Source organism: Streptomyces sp. 147326 (genome assembly GCF_045000215.1).
Lineage (GTDB): Bacteria > Actinomycetota > Actinomycetes > Streptomycetales > Streptomycetaceae > Streptomyces.
This window is the reverse complement of record NZ_CP134201.1, coordinates 8,460,109-8,479,218: the sequence shown is the minus strand read 5'-3', so window position 1 is coordinate 8,479,218 and position 19,110 is coordinate 8,460,109. Positions and strand designations below refer to the sequence as shown.

General features: G+C 70.5%; 19 protein-coding genes and 1 pseudogene. 8 read left to right on the top strand and 12 right to left on the bottom strand.

Going from position 1 to position 19,110, the window contains the following annotated elements; all coding sequences use genetic code 11:
• The first annotated feature begins 39 nt into the window (after nt 1-39).
• A complete protein-coding gene (locus RIU97_RS39240; RefSeq protein ID WP_404962239.1) occupies nt 40-1,230 on the top strand; it encodes a PP2C family protein-serine/threonine phosphatase in 1,191 nt (396 codons plus the stop codon).
• Here RIU97_RS39240 and RIU97_RS39235 read toward each other — a convergent pair.
• Both RIU97_RS39235 and RIU97_RS39230 read right to left on the bottom strand, forming a co-directional pair.
• Nucleotides 1,227-2,306 carry a PhlD gene (locus tag RIU97_RS39235; protein ID WP_404962238.1) on the bottom strand — a complete coding sequence of 360 codons (1,080 nt, stop codon included), beginning with the start codon at nt 2,304-2,306 and terminating at the stop codon, nt 1,227-1,229. The two genes, RIU97_RS39240 and RIU97_RS39235, sit on opposite strands and share 4 nt — an antisense overlap.
• 95 nt (nt 2,307-2,401) lie before the next feature.
• Entirely contained in the window at nt 2,402-3,094 is a 693-nt protein-coding gene (locus RIU97_RS39230) for a DUF6882 domain-containing protein (RefSeq protein WP_404962237.1), read from the bottom strand.
• A gap of 136 nt (nt 3,095-3,230) precedes the next feature.
• Between RIU97_RS39230 and RIU97_RS39225 the strand changes: the two genes are divergently transcribed.
• Nucleotides 3,231-4,289 carry a VWA domain-containing protein gene (locus RIU97_RS39225; protein WP_404962236.1) on the top strand — a complete coding sequence of 353 codons (1,059 nt, stop codon included), beginning with the start codon at nt 3,231-3,233 and terminating at the stop codon, nt 4,287-4,289.
• 74 nt (nt 4,290-4,363) lie between these two features.
• Here RIU97_RS39225 and RIU97_RS39220 read toward each other — a convergent pair.
• Nucleotides 4,364-5,875 (bottom strand): annotated as a pseudogene (locus tag RIU97_RS39220) (hypothetical protein).
• A 268-nt stretch (nt 5,876-6,143) separates the two neighbouring features.
• Between RIU97_RS39220 and fabV the strand changes: the two are divergent.
• On the top strand, nt 6,144-7,358 hold the full coding sequence (fabV, locus tag RIU97_RS39215; protein ID WP_404962235.1) for an enoyl-[acyl-carrier-protein] reductase FabV: 1,215 nt from the start codon (nt 6,144-6,146) through the stop codon (nt 7,356-7,358).
• 38 nt (nt 7,359-7,396) lie between these two features.
• Here fabV and RIU97_RS39210 read toward each other — a convergent pair whose 3' ends face one another.
• The 3 genes from RIU97_RS39210 to RIU97_RS39200 form a co-directional block, all read right to left on the bottom strand.
• A complete protein-coding gene (locus RIU97_RS39210) occupies nt 7,397-7,546 on the bottom strand; it encodes a hypothetical protein (protein ID WP_404962234.1) in 150 nt (49 codons plus the stop codon).
• A 140-nt stretch (nt 7,547-7,686) separates the two neighbouring features.
• Nucleotides 7,687-8,163 (bottom strand): hypothetical protein, encoded by a 477-nt coding sequence (locus tag RIU97_RS39205; RefSeq protein WP_404962233.1) that lies wholly within the window; start codon nt 8,161-8,163, stop codon nt 7,687-7,689.
• Between the two features lie 539 nt (nt 8,164-8,702).
• The gene (locus tag RIU97_RS39200) at nt 8,703-9,869 is read right to left on the bottom strand and encodes a hypothetical protein (RefSeq protein ID WP_404962232.1); all 1,167 of its coding nucleotides are present in this window, start codon (nt 9,867-9,869) and stop codon (nt 8,703-8,705) included.
• Between the two features lie 301 nt (nt 9,870-10,170).
• Here RIU97_RS39200 and RIU97_RS39195 point away from each other — a divergent pair, with 301 nt between their 5' ends.
• Together RIU97_RS39195 and RIU97_RS39190 are read left to right on the top strand one after the other, a co-directional pair.
• Nucleotides 10,171-10,464, top strand: coding sequence for a hypothetical protein (locus tag RIU97_RS39195; RefSeq protein WP_404962231.1), 294 nt, complete (start codon nt 10,171-10,173; stop codon nt 10,462-10,464).
• Between the two features lie 435 nt (nt 10,465-10,899).
• On the top strand, nt 10,900-11,397 hold the full coding sequence (locus RIU97_RS39190) for a pyridoxamine 5'-phosphate oxidase family protein (RefSeq protein WP_404962230.1): 498 nt from the start codon (nt 10,900-10,902) through the stop codon (nt 11,395-11,397).
• 22 nt (nt 11,398-11,419) lie between these two features.
• On the opposite strand, the gene RIU97_RS39185 is transcribed toward RIU97_RS39190, so the two are convergent.
• Nucleotides 11,420-11,833, bottom strand: a complete 414-nt coding sequence (locus RIU97_RS39185) for an SgcJ/EcaC family oxidoreductase (protein WP_404962229.1) — start codon at nt 11,831-11,833, stop codon at nt 11,420-11,422.
• Between the two features lie 59 nt (nt 11,834-11,892).
• Here RIU97_RS39185 and RIU97_RS39180 point away from each other — a divergent pair, with 59 nt between their 5' ends.
• The gene (locus tag RIU97_RS39180) at nt 11,893-12,441 is read left to right on the top strand and encodes a flavoprotein (protein ID WP_404962228.1); all 549 of its coding nucleotides are present in this window, start codon (nt 11,893-11,895) and stop codon (nt 12,439-12,441) included.
• Between the two features lie 103 nt (nt 12,442-12,544).
• On the opposite strand, the gene RIU97_RS39175 is transcribed toward RIU97_RS39180, so the two are convergent.
• Together RIU97_RS39175 and RIU97_RS39170 are read right to left on the bottom strand one after the other, a co-directional pair.
• On the bottom strand, nt 12,545-13,051 hold the full coding sequence (locus tag RIU97_RS39175; protein WP_404962227.1) for a DinB family protein: 507 nt from the start codon (nt 13,049-13,051) through the stop codon (nt 12,545-12,547).
• A 74-nt stretch (nt 13,052-13,125) separates the two neighbouring features.
• The gene (locus RIU97_RS39170) at nt 13,126-14,331 is read right to left on the bottom strand and encodes an epoxide hydrolase family protein (RefSeq protein ID WP_404962226.1); all 1,206 of its coding nucleotides are present in this window, start codon (nt 14,329-14,331) and stop codon (nt 13,126-13,128) included.
• Nucleotides 14,332-14,629: 298 nt separating this feature from the next.
• On the opposite strand from RIU97_RS39170, the gene RIU97_RS39165 reads away from it, so the two are divergent.
• The gene (locus RIU97_RS39165) at nt 14,630-15,289 is read left to right on the top strand and encodes a ScbR family autoregulator-binding transcription factor (RefSeq protein WP_404962225.1); all 660 of its coding nucleotides are present in this window, start codon (nt 14,630-14,632) and stop codon (nt 15,287-15,289) included.
• A gap of 555 nt (nt 15,290-15,844) precedes the next feature.
• On the top strand, nt 15,845-16,192 hold the full coding sequence (locus RIU97_RS39160; protein ID WP_404962224.1) for a hypothetical protein: 348 nt from the start codon (nt 15,845-15,847) through the stop codon (nt 16,190-16,192).
• A 193-nt stretch (nt 16,193-16,385) separates the two neighbouring features.
• Here the strand turns inward: RIU97_RS39160 and RIU97_RS39155 are convergent, their stop codons facing one another.
• The 3 genes from RIU97_RS39155 to RIU97_RS39145 form a co-directional block, all read right to left on the bottom strand.
• Nucleotides 16,386-17,483, bottom strand: a complete 1,098-nt coding sequence (locus RIU97_RS39155) for a MerR family DNA-binding transcriptional regulator (RefSeq protein ID WP_404963097.1) — start codon at nt 17,481-17,483, stop codon at nt 16,386-16,388.
• Nucleotides 17,484-17,636: 153 nt separating this feature from the next.
• Entirely contained in the window at nt 17,637-18,290 is a 654-nt protein-coding gene (locus RIU97_RS39150; RefSeq protein WP_404962223.1) for a class I SAM-dependent methyltransferase, read from the bottom strand.
• Nucleotides 18,291-18,357: 67 nt separating this feature from the next.
• A complete protein-coding gene (locus tag RIU97_RS39145) occupies nt 18,358-19,047 on the bottom strand; it encodes an HAD family hydrolase (RefSeq protein WP_404963096.1) in 690 nt (229 codons plus the stop codon).
• Nucleotides 19,048-19,110 lie beyond the last annotated feature (63 nt).

Sequence of the window (19,110 nt, the reverse complement as noted above, 5' to 3'; positions counted from 1 at the left end):
TCGGGCTCCCTGGGGCGGACCAGGGGTTATGGAGGCGTCGTGCCGGAATCGGATGGCTTGGAGGCATGCCTGCGCGCGATGGAAAGGGCTCTCGAGCAGGTCGGGACGTCCTTCGTCGAGCGGGAGACCTGGCGGGAGCTCGCGGGGTTCGTGTTCCGGACCCTGTGCGACGCCGCGGCCGTGGAACTGATCGGCCGCGGCGCCCGGAACGAACGCGTGGCCTCGGCCGGCGCCACGGATCTCCTGGACGGCCCCGCCACCGAGATCAGCCCCGCGGTCCGGGCACTGGACGAGGGACATCCCGTACACGCGTACACCGGCCGGGGCGCGGAAGGGCCCGTGCACCTCGTCTCCGTGCCGTTGCTCGGCCGGGGCGAGCTCTACGGGCGACTCCTCGCGGCCCGGGCACACGGCGGCTTCAGCGACCACGAGACGGCGACGCTGCATTTCGCGGCACGGCTCGCGTGCATGCACATCGGACACGCGCGGCGCCAGGCGGCGACCGAGAAGATCGCACTCGATCTCCAGCGCGCCCTGGTGGCCGAACCGGGGCGGCCGCACCCGAACCTGGAGGTCGCCAGCCGCTACCTGCCGGCCGGAGCGCGCGCCCTCGTCGGCGGCGACTGGTTCGAGACGGTGCGGCTGCACTTCGGCCGGACCCTGCTGGTGGTCGGAGACGTCATGGGCCACGGACTGGAAGCCGCCGTCGACATGAACGCCTACCGCTCGCTGCTGCGCGACGTCGCCTCCACGGATCTCGCCCCGCACCGTGTCCTTCGCCAGCTGGACGCGCTGTCCGCCGCGGACGACAACCGCCGCCCCGCGACCTGCCTCCTCGTCCGCGTCGATCCGGCCCGCGGTACGGCCGTGTACGCGAGCGCCGGACATCTGCCGCCCGCCGTCTTCAGCGGCGACGGCCCGGGCGAGCTGCTGAAGGTTCCCGTCGGCCCGCCGCTGGGCACGGGCGTCGGCGGATACGAGGCGGTCGCCCTGCCCATCACCGTCGAGCAGACGATCGTTCTCTACACGGACGGCCTGGTGGAACGCCGCGGCGAGGACATCGACACCTCCCTGGCCCGGCTCGCCGCGCTCCGCATGACCGCCGGAGCGGGAGTCTCGGACGTGGTGGACGCGGTCTGCGGCGGACTCGACGCTCAGCACGCCGAAGACGACGTCGCCGTCCTCGCCGCCCGCCTCCGCCCCCGGACGTCCCACGGGGTCACCGATTAGCTTCGCCGCAGGCGCGCCGCCTCGACGGTGACACCGGGTCCGATGGCGAGCATGAGCCCCTCCTGGCCGGGGCGCGGCCCGTCGGGGTCGTCGAGGGTCCGCGCCAGGACGTCGAGAATGGAGACGGAGGTCATGTTGCCCTGGTTTCGCAGGGAGTCCCACGAGTGGCGCAGTTGCCGATGGTCGCAGCCGAGGACGCTCGCGGTGCGTTCGAGGATCGCGGGGCCTCCGTGGTGGGCCACGACGAACGCGGGGTCGGGAATCGTCTGCTTGCGCCAGGCGCTGAGGTAGGGGTCCGCTTTGAGGATCGCGTACGGTGCCTCGGCGGTGGAGGTGAAGCCGAGGTGCCCGGTGGCGGGGTCGACCGTCAGCCGGTAGTTGTCCTCGGTGTCGGGCACGAGGAGTTCCAGGGGGTCGTGGAGCTCGACGGCCGGGCCCGGCCGCGCGTCACCGGCAGCGGTCACGATGGTGGCCGCGGCGCCGTCGCCGCCCAGTGCCTTGTAGATCATGGCGGGTGTGGTGGTGTTGCGGGGCTGGAAACCGGCGCTGAACGCCTCGGCGGCCACGACGAGGATCCGGGCGTCCGGTTGCGCGGCCAGTTGTTCGCGGGCCCGGATCAGGCCGTACAGTCCGCCGGCGCAGCCGATCGTCGCGACCGGCAGCCGCCGCACCGTGGGGCGCAGTCCCAGCGAGCGGATGAGGTGAACGTCCAGGTTGGGCATGCTCCAGCCCGTCACGCTCGTCACGATGAGGGCGTCGATCTGTTCTGCCGTCAGCCCGGCGGCGTCCAGGGCGGCGGCAGCCGCGCCCCGTGCGAGCCCGGCCAGGAGTTCGAGGGTCTCGTCCCAGTAGGCGGGTCCCGAGCCCCGTGCGAACAGGATCCGCGCCGGACGTATGAAGGCTCTCGTCTCCACGCCGGTGGCCCGCATCATGTGCTCGACCTTCTCGGGGACGACACCACCCTCGAACGCGGTGCCGGCCAGCTCGATCACCTCGTCCATCGAGCTGAGGTGTTCGGGGGCACGAAAGACCGGCCGGTGCACGCGCGCGGCGGACTCCCGGAGAACAACGCCCATGACAGGTGCCTTTCTGACGACTGAGAGAGCGACACCTGAGCCTCGCGGGCGGACCCGGTCGGGTCAACGGCCGTCGTGGAGAGGGGGGGGCGTTCTCAGACGGCGGTCAGGCGCACGGCGGCGATGCGGTCCGCGTGGTCGAACTCGATCTCCGCCGCACTGCCACCGGGAAGATCGGCGAGGATCCGGCCGGCGTCCTCCCGCAGGGGCAGCCCGTGGTATTCCAGGTAGCCGGTGACCACCCGTCGGGCCGAACGGCCGATCAGGCCCGCACCGGTCAGGAGTTCCCGCGGCAGCGCGACCGTGTCGAGGCCGGCCCTCGGAACCTTCGGGTCGTCCGGCACGAAGTAGACCAGGCTGTCCGGTCCTGTCGGGAGGCCCAGGTACCCGGGCGCCTCGGCCACACCCATGCCTGCGAAGGCCAGCGTCTCCGCCGCCCGCCGGGGATCCTCGAAACCGGACAGGTCGAGGGTCTCCTCGGTGAACTCGGTGATCCCGTGCCTTCTTCCGTAGCGCTCGATCGCACCGGTCAGCGCCACCACCTCGGTTCCGCGCAGCCCGGGATTGGCCCAGCCCCACATCCAGGACTGGTCCTGGATGTCGTACGTGCCCAGCACGGCGACCCGCAGCTCGAGACCGCCCTGCCGGTAGAGACAGGCCTCGAGGTCCGCGGTCCAGGGCCCTTCGGGTATGTACTCGGTCAGTGTCTGCAGTTGGACGGCGCCCCAGGCCGCATGCCGCTCCGCCTCCAGGAGGAACGCGTCACTGAACTGATTCATCGTGATCATGCCTATGACCCTAGGTCCTCGCCGGCCCGAGGTCTGCCGCGGGGGGAGGCGGGTGATTGTCCGTCACGCTTCATTGTCAGTGCCTCCCCATAGTGTGGAGACATCACTCGGGGAGCCTCGGAGGGGGAGCGGAAGTATGTCTGCCAATAAGATCCAGCACAAGGTGAATCACGTCGCGCTGGTAGTGGACTCGTCGGGTTCCATGCATCAGCACCAGAGTCAACTCATTCGCGTCGTGGATGAGTTCGTAGCGGGCCTGAAGGCCGAGTCGGACAGCCTTGGTCATGAGACGCGGATCAGTCTCTATTCCTTCGACCACAGGGTGGAGAACCTGGTCTGGGACATGGACGTGAAGCATCTGCCGTCCATGCGGGGTCTTTACAAGGTGAACAATGGCGCTACGGCCCTCATCGAAGCCTCTCTGAAGTCCCTGGACGACCTGGGCCACATCTGGGAGGAATACGGGGAGCACAGCTTCCTCCAGATCGTGGTGACGGACGGCGAGGAGAACGCCTCCGGCGGCGACAGGCGGCACGACGGGGACATGACCATCCTCGGCCCCTGGCTCGACAGGATCGCGGCGAAGATGGGTGCGCTTCCGGGTCACTGGACTTCCGCGATCCTCGTTCCGAACTCCCTGGCCAAGCGGACCGCCCAGAACTACGGTTTCCCGGCCGGAAACATCGCCATCTGGGACGCGGATTCGCAGGAGGGTGTCGAGGAGGCGATAGGCACCGTGCGCGCTGCCGCCACCAGCTTCCTCCGTGGCCGCGAGAAGGGCGTGCGCGGTACGAAGAACCTCTTCACCGTCGGCCAGGACATATCGGTCGACGATGTGCGGGCGAACCTCGAACCGGTCCCGGCCGACAAGTACCGGCTCCTGAAGGTCGATACGGAGGTCGAAATCCGGGCCTTCGTCGATTCGCATCCCGGCGTGACGTACGAACGCGGGTCGTGCTACTACCAGCTGGGCACCCGGGTTCAGGTTCAGCCCGACAAGGAAGTCATCGTGGTCGAGAAGGACACCGACCGCGCGTATACCGGGAACGCGGCCCGCAGTCTGCTGTTCGGCACGGGTATACAGGGGACCGTCTCCGTCAAGGCGGGACACAATCCCAAGTTGGAGGTGTACGTGCAGAGTCGTTCGGTGAACCGAAAGCTCAAGCCGAAGACGCGCCTTCTCATCATGCTCTAAATTCCCGTCGGAGCCGTGCGCACCACCACAAGCACGATCTCAGCGGCGCCGGCGGTGGTGGCGCTGCGCCGGGCCTATGCCCCGTCGGGCTCAGGTACCAGCTGCGCCATGACGGCTGGTGGCAGGGACGGGTTGGCGGCAGCGGGTTCCACCACTTGCCGGTCGTGGTCGGCGAGGAGTTCGACGATGGCCTCTGGCGGCAGGGCCGGGTGCCCGGCAGCCACCCGACGTGTCTGCCTGTCCGTCAAACAGGCGAGCAGTGCCGGGCCGGTCGCGCTGGGGTGCCGGGCGACCTCGCGCAGTGCCTTCTGGACAGGCGGTACGTGTCTGGTCAGGTCCTCCAGCAGGGCGGGCGGGGTCTCCGGGTTGGCCGCTACCTTGGCGACGACCCGGGCTCCGTGGCGTTCGACCATGGAGCGCAGCTGAGCTTCCGAGAGGCCGGGGTGGCGCGCGATGGACTTGACGACCTTTGCCTCGGGATCGTCGGCCAGCACGTCGCGGATCCCGACCGGCAGATCGCGCCGCTCGGCCAGGAGCATGCGCACAACCGGATTCGAAGACCTGGAAAGGTCCTCGATCTCGGAGGGAGAAGCGGCGGCGATCCGCGGCAGCAGGGACGGGCCGATCTTGGTGGAAGTGGCCAGACCGGAAAGGACGTCGAGCGGCACGCGAGGGTTGTGCGCCAGTCGGCGCTGCACGTCGTGGCCACGGTCGGCGGCCAGCACACGGATCAGGGCGTCGTCGATCGCGGGGTTCCCCGCGAGTTCGGCTCGAACGCCGGGATCAGGGTCACCGGCGAGCCGCGCCGCTGACTGCGGCGGTAGGTCGGGGCGGGCGGCAAGTCGGCAGCGCAGCAGCGCCGAGGGGTGGTCGGCGAACCCGAGGAGAGCCCCGACCGGTGTGGCGGGGTTCCACAGTGCCTGCTCCGCCATCTCGTGGAGGGTGGACTCGTGCGAGCCGGCGCACGCGGCACCCGACCGCAGGTCGCAGTCGAACCGCGGACAGTACGGATCGTGCGTGTAGGGCGTCTCCTCACCGTCACAGACCAGGCACCGTTCTGCCGGTGGCAGCCCCTCGCCGGTGATCAGCATGGCCAGGACCTGCGGTGGTGTCGCCTCGTTGCCGGCGACCGCGCGGCGGACCTCGGCGTGCGGGTGGCGCGCCAGACGGGCCGCCAGGTCCGCCGTGGTCCACAACGCGAGTTCCGCGACGACCTGTACGTCCGGGTCGGCGGCGAGCGTTTCCCTCACATCGGCCGGAAGTCCGGGAGACCGGCGATCGGCGTCGGGGTCCCGGGCGAAGAGCCGCGCCCGCTCCGGGTCGCCGGCACGCTCGCCGAGCAGGGCGAGCGCGGCCTGCGGCTGAGTGAGGGGGTTGATGTCGGCAGCGGTCAACCGGCCCTCCTACACGAGTTGCACAGTGCTCTCCTCGACCCGCGAGGCCAGGTCGACCGCCTGCTCGCGGCTGAGGTCCGCGCGGCCGGCGAGGCCGTCGGCGATGTCCGCGTCCGCGACCGCGATCAGGCGCCCGACCAGCTCGTAGGGCAGAGCCTCGTTGGCGGCGAGGCCGCACAGTACATGGTTCACAGGAAGACATCCTGCCCGGACTGCAGGCGAACGGCCGTTGGATTTCCGCGTATCGGCTGTTCCGCTGGTCCCCAGGGCCGATCCCCGAGTTCACCAGCCTGCTCGCCCCGCCCTGCCCTGCTGGAAGTAGTGGAACACTCCAAGATCGACTCGTGATCATTGTCCCGGGTGGGGCCACTGTCCGTGTCCGGCCTGTCGCAGACTTGCAGGACGTGGTGGCCCGGCCGGCTGCCGCGTCTTCGGACCAGGCGACCCAAGGACTGCAATCGTGAGCGAGCGTGTTCTCATCCCCCGCAACCGGGGCTTCCTCTTCCTCGACTCCCACCCGGTCGGCTGCGAGCGGCTGGTGGCCGAGATGTGGCAGGCGTGCCCCGCCTCCGCCGACGCGCCGGAGGGTGCCGGGCCGGTGGCTCTGATCATCGGCTCCTCGGCCGGATATGGCCTGGCGGCCACTGTCGCCGGACTCAAGCGCGCCGGCATCCGCGGCATCATGGTCTCCTTCGAGAAGGCCCCCACCGAACGGCGCACCGCTACGGCCGGGTGGTACCGCACCGCCGCCACCGCCGACATCGCCCGTACCACCGGGCAGGATCTGGTCTTCCTCAACGGCGACGCGTTCTCCGACACGATGAAGAACCAGGTCGCCGACCTCATCGAGCAGCGCTTCGGCGGCAGGCTGGACTACCTGATCTACTCGGTGGCGGCCCCCCGGCGCACCGACCCGGACACCGGCACCACGTACGCCTCCGTCCTCAAGCCGATCGGCCGGGCGAACCGCACCAAGACCCTTGTCTTCGACGACCGGGGCGTTCCCGAGGTGCGCGAGGTCGAGACCGGGCCGGCCGAGGGCGACGACGTCGAGCAGACCGTGGCCGTGATGGGCGGTGCGGACTGGGAACGCTGGATCGACCACCTGGCCGGTCGGGGATTGCTCGGCGAGGGCTTCGCCACCGCCGCGCTGTCGTACATCGGCTCGGCGCTGACAGCGGCGATCTACCGGCAGGGCACCATCGGCGAGGCCAAGACCCACCTGGAGGCCACCGCCCGCACCCTGAACGAGCGGCTGGGGAAGATGGTGGGCGGGCGGGCCGTGACCTCCGTCAACGGCGCCGCGGTCACCCAGTCCTCCACCGCCATCCCCGGTATCGCCCTCTACACCGGCCTGCTGCGCGGCGTCCTTGGAGAGGAACTGGTCCCGCCGGTGCATCAGCTCGCCGCCCTGTGGGACCAGCTCACGGGTGCCGCGCCGCTCGCCCTGGACGACGAAGGCCGGATCCGCCTGGACACCTGGGAGCTCACTGAAGACGTCCAGGCGGCCGTCGCCGAACGCTGGGAGGCCGCCACGACCGACACCATCGCCGGCCTCGCCGACCTCGACTGGTTCCACGCCGAAGTCCAACGCCTGTACGGCTTCTCCGTGCCGGGCGTCGACTACACCGCCGCAGTGGCCACCGACATTCCCTGGCCCGCCCCCACACCCTGACCCCGGCACGGATCCGCCGTCGCCGCAGCCCTCAGCGGCTACCGGTGGCTCGCCCCGTGCACGGACCTGTAGCCGCGACCGTCAGGCCGGCTCAGTGCGGCCCGGATCCGTTCCCGTATCGCGTCCACGGTCGGCGGACGGTCGTACGGCAGCTTGGCGAAGACCTCGTCGTCGCCTACGGGCCACACCCCCTCAGCGTGCTCAAGGGACAGCGGTTCCAGACGGACACGCCGGCCGGACAGGACGAACGGGCGCAAGCGAAACACCCCGATGAGTCCGCCACCGGCGGGCGGTGTCCGGCATTGACGACGTGTTTCCCCGGCGCCGATCAGCAGACCGGAACTGACCAGTCCGTATTGGTCGCCGGGGTCTGGCCGGGGGTGTCTCCGTTCATGAAGGTGTTCGCGACGGCGTACCGGCCGTTCCACGGATGGCTGGCGATCCTGTACCACCAGCCGTCCGGGTTCGCGGTTTCGATCTCGGGTGCGTACACCCGGCACTCGACCTCGATCCAGCTGTGGGCCGGGATCCGGCCGCTGGGGCCCTTGGCTCCGTGGGGGTCGAGGAAAGTGGGAGAGCCTTTGCTGCCGCTCTGCTCGCGGATGGTGCGCTTGGCGGGTTGCGGCGGCTCGGGCGTGGCCGGCTTGGTGATCGTCGGCTCCGGGGCCTTGGCCGTGGGGGTGACCGCCGGCGGAGTCGGGGACGGTGGCGCGGGCGGCGCAGCCTTGGTTGGTCCGGGTTCGAGTCCGGGTCGGGGGGAGCGGGGGACGGCGGGTGGAGCTCCAGCCAGCGCTGGGCCGTGCACACAGGTGTGATGATCTGATCGGAGGCGGGGACGAAGGCGGAGTAGACGTAGCCCTCCTCACCGGGCTTCGGGCTGCCGGGAGCCTGGATGACGTAGAACCAGCGCTTGCGGTCGGCCGGGTATCCGTCGGGCGCGGTGCTGTCGGTCCAGCACCACATCTGCACCGGGGTGCCGTCGGGGACGAACACCACAGACGACTCGGGGCAGTCGTGACTGCCGTAGGGGGCGAGGCCGGGGCAGGGGCGGATCTTGACGGGATCGCCAGGGCCGTCGGACTTGATCCTGCTCACGCCGGAGGTCCGGGTGACCTCCGGGTGAGGGTTGCCGCCCGGCTTGCCGGCCATCTCGACGTTGACGTCCCCGGGTGGGGCCGGGTCGTTACCGGCGGCCAGGTAGCCGATCCCCGCGGCGACGGCCGCGATCGCGGTCACCGCCGCGGCGCGCAGGGCCGGGCGGCGGGGCTTCTCGTGCGAAGCGGGCCGGGCAGCGGATGTCATGGGCAGCGTTCCCTTCGGGGTGGAGCAGTGCGGGAGCGGGGGTCAGCAGGGGGGAAGGGAGGGGTGGCCGGTGTCGACGTAGATGGCGGGGATGTATTCGCTGGTCGACATGCGATACCACAGGCCGTTGCGCTCGGCCGGGCCGTGGTAGTCGCCCAGCCGGACGGCGCGCCCGACGACCTGGCACAGCACGACGATGTCCTGGCCGATGTCATAACCGTGTCCTGTGGCCGAACTCCGGCCGCGGTCGCTGTCGGTGTAGTCGGCATAGACCTGCACGACGGTCGATCCGCCGTTGTTGGACCAGGCGATGCGCGAGACGTACCGGCTGGGCTTCGAGTCGGCGGGCGGATCCACGACGGACGGCTTCGGACCCGGCGACGAGATCATCGAAGTCCGGGGTGCGGGTGTGGTGTTGCCTCCGCCTCCCGTCGCACCGGCCGTGCCGTGCTCGGCGTCCCCGCCGGGGCCGGGACTCGCGGCCGTGTCCGTGCCGCCCGCGACCGCACCGACCCCCGCGGTCGCCTGCGGGGAGGCAGATGTGCCTGGCGCGCTCGGCGCGGACGGTGCCGGCGTGCTGACGTGCGGGAGCGCCCCGGCAGACTTCCCGTCGTCCTTCGAATCGCCGAAGCCCTGAAGGACCAGGACCCCGCCTCCGATGGCGGCCACGCCAACAAGCGCTGCGGCTACGGCGAGGAAGCGCTTGCGTCTGCCCGCCCCCGCCCCCGCCTCCGCCCCCGCCCCCTCTTCGCGCTCGGCCGTCTGCCCCATGGGGTCCGCCCCGGCCGTGTCCTCGACCGCCATGTCCTCGGCTGCCATGTCCTCGGCCGTCTCCCCCGCCACGTCCTCGGGCTCGACGGGCGCGGGCGCGAGGTGGTCACCCGGGTCGCCTCCACACCTGCGGTAGCCGTCGGCCCACAGCCGCACCAGCTCCTCGGCGTCCGAGGCGCCCTTCGCCTTCGCGCACACCCGCACGAAGGACTCGACCTGGCTCCACTTCGGCTGCTTGTTCACCGCGGCGTCGACGAGGCCGTGGAAGGTTCCCGATGAGAAGAACTCCAGCCCGGGACGGGCGGCGGCTATCGCCTCGCTCTCACGCGCCAGAACCGCGAAGCTCGTCGTGTTGCCGCTGTTCCGTAGGGCGTTCAGTGCCGCCCGGTACTGGTCCCAGCGCTGGGCTGCGCCCAGCAGTTCGCGCCATGTTCCCAAGGTGCGTCGCTCCTTTGCGACTTGGCCGAACCCCAAGCATCCCCTACCGGAGGGGTTCTCCCATTCAGTGCCGCATACACCAGGATGTCGATCTTGTTCAGTATCGTTCAGACATCGCTCCCACCTGCATGAATGCACTGAACGGCGTCATGAAGATCCCGATTTCTCCAAGATTTTTTTTGCGCATCCGATCGCTTGGAGAACCCGGCGGCGGTCTCGTTCTCTGGTCTCAGGCCGCCACCGCGGGCGGCCGCCCCTCTCCCACGGGAGAGGCCGGGCAGAGAAGGACGGTTCACCGCCCATGGCCAACCAGCCAGTCACCCCGCCGACCCCCACCCACACGCAGGGCCCCGCAGCTCCGGCGACGACGCAGGGCGCGACAGCGCTCAGCGAGACGGGCGGACCTTCCCGAACCGAGAAGGTGATGGCGCTCGTGATCGCCATTCTGTGCGGGGCCGTCGGCGCGCTCCTCGCCTTCATCATCACCCGCCACCTGGAGGCGAACTCGCTCGTCGCCGTCGGCTCGTCCGGCATCACCTTCCTGGGCGTGACGGGCGTGGTGAAGTACATCGAGGAGAAGCTCGGCGTGCTGTAGCCCGCCGCCGACAACACGGCCGTGGTGCCGCCCGTACGGGGCGGCACCACGGCCGTCGGTCTTGCCGATTGTCCATGTGCGGTCATGGGTGGAGGAGCTCCACTGGCGGTGAGCTGAATGCGGACCCCCAGGGGGCTAAGCACTTCACCGCGGTCGCGGAACGTGGGGAAGGCCAGTCGGCGCCGCGGGTGCGCTGGACGGGCGCGCACCAGGCCCTCGGTGCAGCCACACGGGACGCGTCGGTTGCCGCCGCGTCGACGTCGACCACAGCACCGCTGCCCCCAGTGACATTTCGGCACGCACCGGCCGGTCACGTGACAGAGTGACTCATCCAGGGGATACCTTTGCCGCTCCCACCCCGTATCCAGTGAAGACTCCTGGGACGTCCCGGTCTGGGTGGCGGTGGCCGACGATCACTGGAAGGCGGGTCCGACCGTGCAGCCGAACGAGATCAGCGAGATCCTCAACCATCCGATCAGCCGGGAACTCCTGGCCCGCGATCTGACCCGACTTGCCTACGTCGCCAAGGACGGCACGCCCCGAGCCGTTCCGATCGCCTTCGCGTGGAACGGCTCGGAGATCGTGATGTGCACACCGAAGAACGCCCCGAAGCTGCCGGCCCTGCGCCACAACCCGGCGGTCGCCCTGACGATCGACACCGAGGTGCATCCGCCGAAGATCCTGCTCATCCGGGGTCGGGTCGAGCTGGACGTCGTCGAGGGCATCCCTGACGAGTTCCTCCAGGCGAACAGCACGTACACGATGACACCGGAGCAGCGGGTCGCATGGGAGGCCGAGGTCCGCTCGCTCTACGACGGCATGGTCCGGATCGTCGTGACCCCGACGTGGGCGAAGCTGATCGACTTCGAGGCGACCCTCCCGAGCGCGGTCGAGGAGCTGATCCGCCGACGGGAGGAGCGCACACGTTCCTGAGGCACGGCCCCGGCGGAACGACTCAGACCGGGTTCGCCACCACCTGGGTGTTCTGGCAGGCGGTCAGGAGCCAGCGTTCCCCATCCGCCTCCCGGGTCATCACGTACAGCGGCGCGCCCTCACTGGCCTCGCCGGCCCCGCTGTAGACCTGGCGTACCTTCACCGCCGCGACGTCCGGCCGCAGGAACTGGATGTGGACCACCTCATAGGTGACCTGCCCGTCCCAGCTCGCCGCCGGCAGCACGGCCCGCGTGAACGCGGCGATCTCCTCGAACCCGATGAGGACCTTCCCGTGCGCCGTCGTCCACAGCGCATCCGGATGGAACAGGGCCAGGAAGCCCTCGGCATCCTTGGCCCGCTGCGTACGCTCGACCGTGGCGACGACCTCTTCGATCGCCTTGATGGAAGCGGCTCTGGCCGCCTGTTCGATGTTCATGGGTCTGATCGTGCCGCCTCAACCATGCTTGAGGTCAATCGATATGATCATATTGCCCCATGACCACGAAGACCCTCTACTTGCTCTGCTCAGCCGCCCCGCCCGTCTTCGACGTCGCCCACGTCATCGAAGACGCCCAAACCCGCGGCTGGGACGTATGCCTGGGACTGACCCCCACCGCCGCCCACTGGGTCTCGGAAAGCCTGGACGGACTCGCAGCACTCACCGGCCACCCGGTCCGCTGGCAGTACAAATTCCCGGGCGAGGCCGACGTATGGCCCTCCGCCGACGCCCTCCTCTTCGCCCCGGCGACCTTCAACACCGTCAACGCCTGGGCCCTGGGCCTCACTGACCGCTTCGTCGTCGGCGTCGCCGCCGAAGCCCTGGGCAAGAACACCCCCACGGTCGCCATGCCCTGCACCAACACCGCACTCGCCGCCCACCCCCAGTTCGAAACCTCCCTGGCCACCCTGCGCGGCGCCGGAGTGGAACTCCTCTACGGCGAGAACGGCTTCACCCCCGGTCCGGCCGGCCCCGACGCCCCGCCCCACTTCCCCTGGCCGGCCGCCCTGGACGCGGTGGACCGCATCACCGGCGCCCGGCTCTAGCCGAGCGGACGCGGCCGCCAGGCCGCAGCGGCGCGGGGACGTGAGGGCACCGGGCATGTCGGGGGCGTCGGGACGGGGGCTGCGGCCGGGCAGTGATGCGGGGCTACTCCCCCGTCGTCCCGTCGATCGCCTCGCGCAGCAGGTCCGCATGGCCGTTGTGGCGGGCGTACTCCTCGATCATGTGGGTCAGGATGTAGTGCAGCGAATAGGGCTGGTCGCCGAAGTGCCCCGTCACGTCCAGGGACTCGGCGGCTTCCACGATCGCCCGCGACCGCTCGCAGGTCTCCTCCCAGATCTCGAACGACCGGGCCACGTCCGCGTCGTCGACGTGGAACTCCGTCCACTCCCCGGCCTCGTTCCTCGGGAAGTAGCCGCGTACGTCCTCCCCACCCAGGACGTTGCGGAACCAGCCGCGCTCGACCTCCGCGAGGTGACGCACCAGCCCGAGCAGGCTCAGCCCCGACGGGGCCACCGCCTTCATCCGCAGCTGCTCCTCGCTCAGGCCGGCGCACTTCATCATCAGGGTGTCCCGCTGCCACTGCAGGACGCTGGTCAGGGTGGCGCGTTCGTCGCCCGTCAGTACGGGCCGTGTCCTCTGCTCGTCGATCACCGGATGATCATCCCAGCCGGTCCGGGCCCGGCCCACCGCAATTCCACATGCCGGACGCCCGTCCGGCTCTCCGGTCAGCCGTCCTGCCGGTGTTGCTGTTGCCGTAGCTGCCGGCGTTGCCGGAAGAAGGCCCGTACGTCTCCCACCAGCAGCTCGGGTACCTCCATCGCCGGGAAGTGGCCGCCCCGGTCGTACGAGGTCCAGCGCACGATGGTGTCGGTGCGCGCGGCGATGTGCCGCAGCGGGATGAAGTTGTCCCGGGGGAAGTCGGCGAGTGCGGTCGGGGTGTGCGACGTCTCGGGCGGCTGCCCGGCGTAGTCGGCGTGGGCCCGCTCGTAGTAGATCCGGGCAGCGCTGCCGGCCGTACCGGTCAGCCAGTACAGCATCACGTTGGTGAGCAGCTGGTCCCGGTCGACCGGGCACCTGGGATCGCTCCACTCGTCGAACTTCTCGGCGATCCAGGCGAGCAGCCCGACCGGTGAATCGTTCAGGGCGTACGCGAGGGTCTGCGGCCGGGTCGCCTGGATGTCGGCGTACCCCTGCCGCTCCCGCGCCCAGGTCCGGTACCGCTCCCAGGAAGCCAGCGTCCGCTCCCGCTCGGCGGCAGGAAGCGCGGCCAGTTCCTCGGGCCGGGGCTCGGTGGTGGCGCCGCCCCCGGGCAGCAGGTTCAGGTGCACTCCGATCACGCGGCCCGGATGGATCCGCCCGAGCTCACGCGAGATCGCGGCTCCCCAGTCGCCGCCCTGCACCCCGTAGGCCCCGTACCCCAGCCGCTCCATCAGCACGCCGAAGGCCCGTGCCACCCGTTTGAACTCCCAGCCCGCCTCGGTCGTGGGCCCGGAGAGCCCGAACCCGGGGATGCTCGGCAGCACCAGGTGGAAGGCGTCGGCCGGATCCCCGCCGTGCGCCCGCGGATCGGTCAACGGACCCGCCACCCGCTGGAATTCGACGAACGACCCCGGCCAGCCGTGGGTCATCAGCAACGGTGTCGCGTCCGGCTCGGGCGAGCGCAGGTGCGCGAAATGCACCCGCGCCCCGTCGATGACCGTGGTGAACTGCGGCCACTCGTTCAGCCGCGCCTCTGCCGCCCGCCAGTCGTACCCGTCGCGCCAGTACGCGACGAGCTCCCGCACCCGCTCGAGCGGAATCCCGTACGCCCACCCCGCCCCGGGCAGCTCGTCCGGCCACCGCACCCGCCCCAACCGCTCGCCGAGGTCGTCCAGCTCCCCCTGCCCCACGTCGAGCCGGAACCCGCGCAGTCCTTCGCCAAGATCACTCATGGTCCGCATGCTAGACAACCGGGCCTCCAGCGGTGCGGGCGGTGGCGCGGGTGCGATGCGTGCGGTGGCGCGGGTGCGATGCGTGCGGCGTCAACGCACCTGCAGCGGACGGCCGTTACGCCCGCATCCCTCCCGTCCGCCAAGAAGCAAAGACGCAAATACCTCACAACTCCCCGAACCGCTCCCCCACCTCGCGAAACACGTACCTGTCGACTGGTTTTCTTTCGGGCGGCCCGATTACATTGACGACACACCGCAGCGAAAACCGCTCAAAAACAGCGACTTGGGAGACGAGCACGTGGCAAGGGCCAGACAGGAACGGGCCGAGATCACCCGCCAAGCCATCCTCGACGGCGCGGCCGCGGCCTTCGACCTCGGCGGATTCGAAGGCACCAGCCTCAGTGACGTCGTCAAGCACGCCGGAGTCACCAAAGGCGCCCTGTACTTCCACTTCCCGTCCAAGGAAGCCCTCGCCCGCACCCTGATGGACGAGCAGTTCCAGGTAGCCGCGCACGTCCCCACCACCGAGAACCCGGGCCTGCAGACCGTCATCGACCTCACCCACCAGATGGCGCACGGGCTGCGCACGAACGTCCGCATCCGCGCCGCCATCCGCCTGGTCATCGAGTTCGGCTCCTTCACCAACCCCGACCCGGCCCCCTACGACACCTGGATCGCCACCTGCCGCAACTGCCTGACACCAGCTCAGGAAGCCGGCGACATACACCCCACGCTCGACGTCCGGGCCCTCTCCGCCCTCCTCGTCGCCGCCTTCACCGGCATCCAGGTCGCCTCGCACGTCCGCACCCGTCGCGAAGACCTGCACGCGCGCGTCACCGATCTGTGGAGCTTCCTCCTCCCCACCATCGTCCCCCCACAACGCATCGCCCGCTTCCACGCCACCGGCACTCCCCGGCCCGGCACTTCCCGACCCGACTCTCCGCCCCCCACCGACTGACCCCACTCAGGGCGGCCTCGCACACGCCGTGGCGAACCACGGGGGTGCTCGCCACGGCGTGGCCGAGGCCGCCCTGCCCGCAGCTGTCACCCAGCGGATCCCGCCGCTCGAACCTCGAAGCGGTTCCGCCCCGCGCGGGGGCCATGCCCCCCTGCGGGACTCTGCCAGTTCGTTGGGAGACCTGCGTGGGAGACATGAGTTGGCGAGTGGTCGGCAGCCGGGCCGGGACGGATCCCCCGGGTCTTCCAGACACGGCGCACTGCCCGTCGACGCCGCAGCGGTCGAAGCTTCTGCCCACCGGCACGTCGGCGTAGTTGTAGGAGAGGAAGAGGGCCACCTCGTTCGCGGAGAGCCGGGGAAGCCCTTGCCCGAGGGCGGCGAGAGCGGACTCGTCGGCACGGCTTTCGACGAGCAGTACGCGGTCTGCGGGTGGAGTGTCCTCTTCCGTCCTCATGCCGCCATTCTCATGGCTCTGACATCCGGCCCGGATACTCACGGAAGCCTGAGTATCCGCCCCCAGGCGGTGCTGGCCGCTCTCCGCTTAGCCTGTTTCCCATGAGTTCCACGAAGCAGGCCGTCGAACCGGCAGACCAGGCAGACGAGGCAGACGAGGCACAACCCCAGTCCACAGGCACGGGATCGCTGCTCCTGGGCATCGCCGGGGTCGTGACGTTCGGCTGCCCCTTCCTGCCGGAGGCTCTCCCGCCCTTGATGCGCTACTTCCCCCTCTACCTCACGCTGCCTCTTGGCATCTGCGCAGTCGTCTGGGGCCTTCCCGACGTGTGGCGTTCGCGGCGCGAGGGAGTACCGGGTCCGGTCCGGGCTCGCGTCGGCGTCTCGCTCGGCACGGTGGCCATCGCGGTGCCGCTGGTTCTCCTCTTCTTCTACGCTCGCATCGGGTGAACTGTCACCGGCCGAGAGCCGGCACGCCGGTGGCGTTGGGCCGGCGGACAGCGGGCGGTGCTGCCGGCCCGGTGGGAGGAGATCCGGGACAGCCTGCTCGCCCGTACTGTCCGCAGGTCCAGGCCCGCTCAGCGCCGCGCATGACCGGCGGGCCGGCCAGGGGCCGCCATGACACCCGACGCTGTGACGCGGTTCAGGCTATGAGCAGGCGGAGGCCGAGGTCTGCCGCGTCGAGGCCGGCGAGGTCGCTGTTGCGGTCGGCCCACCGGCCGGACTCGAGGTCGTCGCTGAGGCTTCGTACCGCCCGCTGCTCGGCCTCCGGCCCGACCCTCGTCCATACCGACATCGCACGGCGCACGTGATCCTCCAGATACGCCTCCGGTCGGCGCCAGTACGCTTCGAACAGGCCGTCAGTGCAGTCCCACGGGATGGGCACCGGCTCGGCGCGGGCGCCGATCGCGTCGGCCATCCCGGCGAGCGAGGGAAATTCCGCGAGGACGGCGGCGAACTCGGGCAGGTAGTCGCGGGTCAGCCAGAACCGGTCCTGCCATCCGGGCTCGTCGGTGTCGAACGTCAGCACCACCACGCGGCGGGCCACGCGCCGCATCTCGCGCAGCCCCGCTATCGGGTCCCCCCAGTGGTGAACGGTGGAGACGGCCATTGCGACGTCGAAGGAGTGGTCATCGAACGGCAGGCTCTCCGCGGCGGCGGCCACGCACGGCGCCGAGTCGGCAGGCCGCTGCCCCCGCATGACCGCCGATGGCTCCACCGCGGTCACGTCGCGATCAGCAGGCTCGTAGGAGCCGGTGCCGGCCCCGACGTTCAGCACCGTCCGCGCGTCCCCGAGCGCGTCCCAGATCTGCGCGGCGATCCGCGGCTCGGTACGCCGTGTCGTGGTGTAGGCGCCGCCGATCGCGTCGTACAGCCGTGCACCGAGCATCTCCAGTTGTTCCTCCGGTGTCACCTTCCGTCCCTTCGCCCGTGCCTCGAGTTCCCTGTCGATGGCCGTCACCATGGCGTCAGCGCGATCACGCCGCTCCAGCAACAGGCCGCGCAGTCGGCGCAGGTGCGCGACCGCGTCGGTGGACGGGTCGCCGACCAGTTCCGCAACCTCCCTCAGCCCGAAGCCCAACCGCCGATAGGCCAGCACCTCCCGCAGCCGCCCCACGTCGCCGGCCGAATAGGCCCGGTACCCGGCCACGGTCCGCGCCGACGGCCGAACGAGCCCGATCTCGTCGTAGTGATGCAGCGTGCGGACGCTCACGCCGGCCAGCTCTGCCACGCGTCCCACGGTCCAGTGATCTTCCACGGCACCGACTATGCAGCCTGACGCCACGTGAGGGTCAAGCCGCAGGGACTGCCACCCGCCCCGCAGGTCCATGCCGTAGGAGCGGCCCGTGGAGGCGAGTTCGTCCTCTGGCTGGAGCTCAGCGAGGAAGACTTCCTAGTCGTTTTCGGGGGCGTTGGGGGGCTCATCGGCCGGCGGTCCGTCAGCCGTGTGGTGGGCGCGGGCGGCGCTCAGCAGGGCTGTCGTGGACGCCATGCGGGTCGGGGGTCGCCAGGTCCAGGTGCGTACGGAGGTGAAGCCGGCCGCCAGGACCGTGTGCGCGAGGGCCGGGAGGGCGGTGGGGAGCCACTTCTCGTGGGCGGCGAGGAGCATGCGGCCGCCCGGGCGCAGGATGCGGTGGAGTTCGGTGAGGCCGGCGGCTACGTCGGGCCAGAGCTGGAGGTTGTTGACGGAGAGCACGACCTCGACGGAGTTGTCGGGCTCGCCGGTGCGGGCGGCGGTGCCGGCGCTGAGGCGGAGGCGGCCCCGGGCGATTGCGGGCGCGCAGCGGCGGCGGGCCATGGCGAGCATGACGTCGGACGGGTCGACGCCGATCACGTGGGCGGAGCGGCGAGCCGCGGCGTCGAGCCCGACTCCGGGGCCGGGCCCGAGGACCAGGACGACCTCCTGTGCGGTGGGCGCGGCGAGGGCGACGACGTGCCGCTCGGTCGCGGCGTTGCCGTGCGCCATGAGCCGGCCGCCGAGACGGCCGACCAGCCCGCTGGGCTGACCGAACCCCTTGGTCAGGAGGTGCTGGGTGATGCTGTCCACGTCGCCATGGAAGCACGTGGAGGGCGGTCAACCGTGTCGAGGCGCGCCCGGCGGGGAGCCCCGACGATCATTCAGCTGCGGCTGCCGGTACTTCCGGTCGCTGGGGAGGCGTGCCGGAGGCGAAGGCGAGGATGTCGGCGGCGGCCTCGTCCAGACTCGTGAAGTGGCGGTGCACGCCGTCCACCGCGGCGGGAGTGTTGACCCCCCACACCGTCATGCCCGCGCGCAGCCCGGACAGCACACCGGTGGGGGCGTCTTCGACGACGAGGCAGTCCTGCGGAGTGGCGCCCAACCGCTGGGCGGCCAGCAGATAGGGGACGGGTGAGGGCTTGCCCTCGGCCACGGACGCGGCATCGACGATGATCTCCGGGACCGGCAGCCCGGTCCGGGCGAAGCGCCCGAGCACCCGGTGTTCGTAGTTGGACGTCACCAGCGCCCATCCGCCGGTCGGCAGCGCCTCGAGTAGCTCCGCCGCACCCTCGAACGCCCCGTACACTCCCGAGCGCACGTCCTCGTCCTCCAGTTCGTGCAGCAGGGCGAGGCACTTCTGGGGATCATGCCCAGCAGCCACCTGCGCAAAGGTCTCCATCGGCCTCGTCCGCAACGCCACGCGGTAGACCTCATCGGGGTCCAGCCCGTACCGCTGCGCCCACACCCCCCACACCCTGCGCTGATTGTCCACGGCGTCGATCAGCGTGCCGTCGACGTCGAACAGGACGAACTTCCTCGCACCGAGCCCGTTGGAATAGTCGCCTATCACGGGATGATCATGCCAGCAGGCGCCGTAGGCCCGGTCAACTCAGCGGCTACGGGCGTTTCG

Excerpts from the sequence above, each read along its gene's own strand:
- RIU97_RS39235 (WP_404962238.1), bottom strand. The coding sequence starts at position 2,306 with ATGGGCGTTGTTCTCCGGGAGTCCGCCGCGCGCGTGCACCGGCCGGTC.
- RIU97_RS39230 (WP_404962237.1), bottom strand. The coding sequence starts at position 3,094 with ATGATCACGATGAATCAGTTCAGTGACGCGTTCCTCCTGGAGGCGGAG.
- RIU97_RS39225 (WP_404962236.1), top strand. The coding sequence starts at position 3,231 with ATGTCTGCCAATAAGATCCAGCACAAGGTGAATCACGTCGCGCTGGTA.
- RIU97_RS39195 (WP_404962231.1), top strand. The coding sequence starts at position 10,171 with ATGGCCAACCAGCCAGTCACCCCGCCGACCCCCACCCACACGCAGGGC.
- RIU97_RS39185 (WP_404962229.1), bottom strand. The coding sequence starts at position 11,833 with ATGAACATCGAACAGGCGGCCAGAGCCGCTTCCATCAAGGCGATCGAA.
- RIU97_RS39180 (WP_404962228.1), top strand. The coding sequence starts at position 11,893 with ATGACCACGAAGACCCTCTACTTGCTCTGCTCAGCCGCCCCGCCCGTC.
- RIU97_RS39170 (WP_404962226.1), bottom strand. The coding sequence starts at position 14,331 with ATGAGTGATCTTGGCGAAGGACTGCGCGGGTTCCGGCTCGACGTGGGG.
- RIU97_RS39160 (WP_404962224.1), top strand. The coding sequence starts at position 15,845 with ATGAGTTCCACGAAGCAGGCCGTCGAACCGGCAGACCAGGCAGACGAG.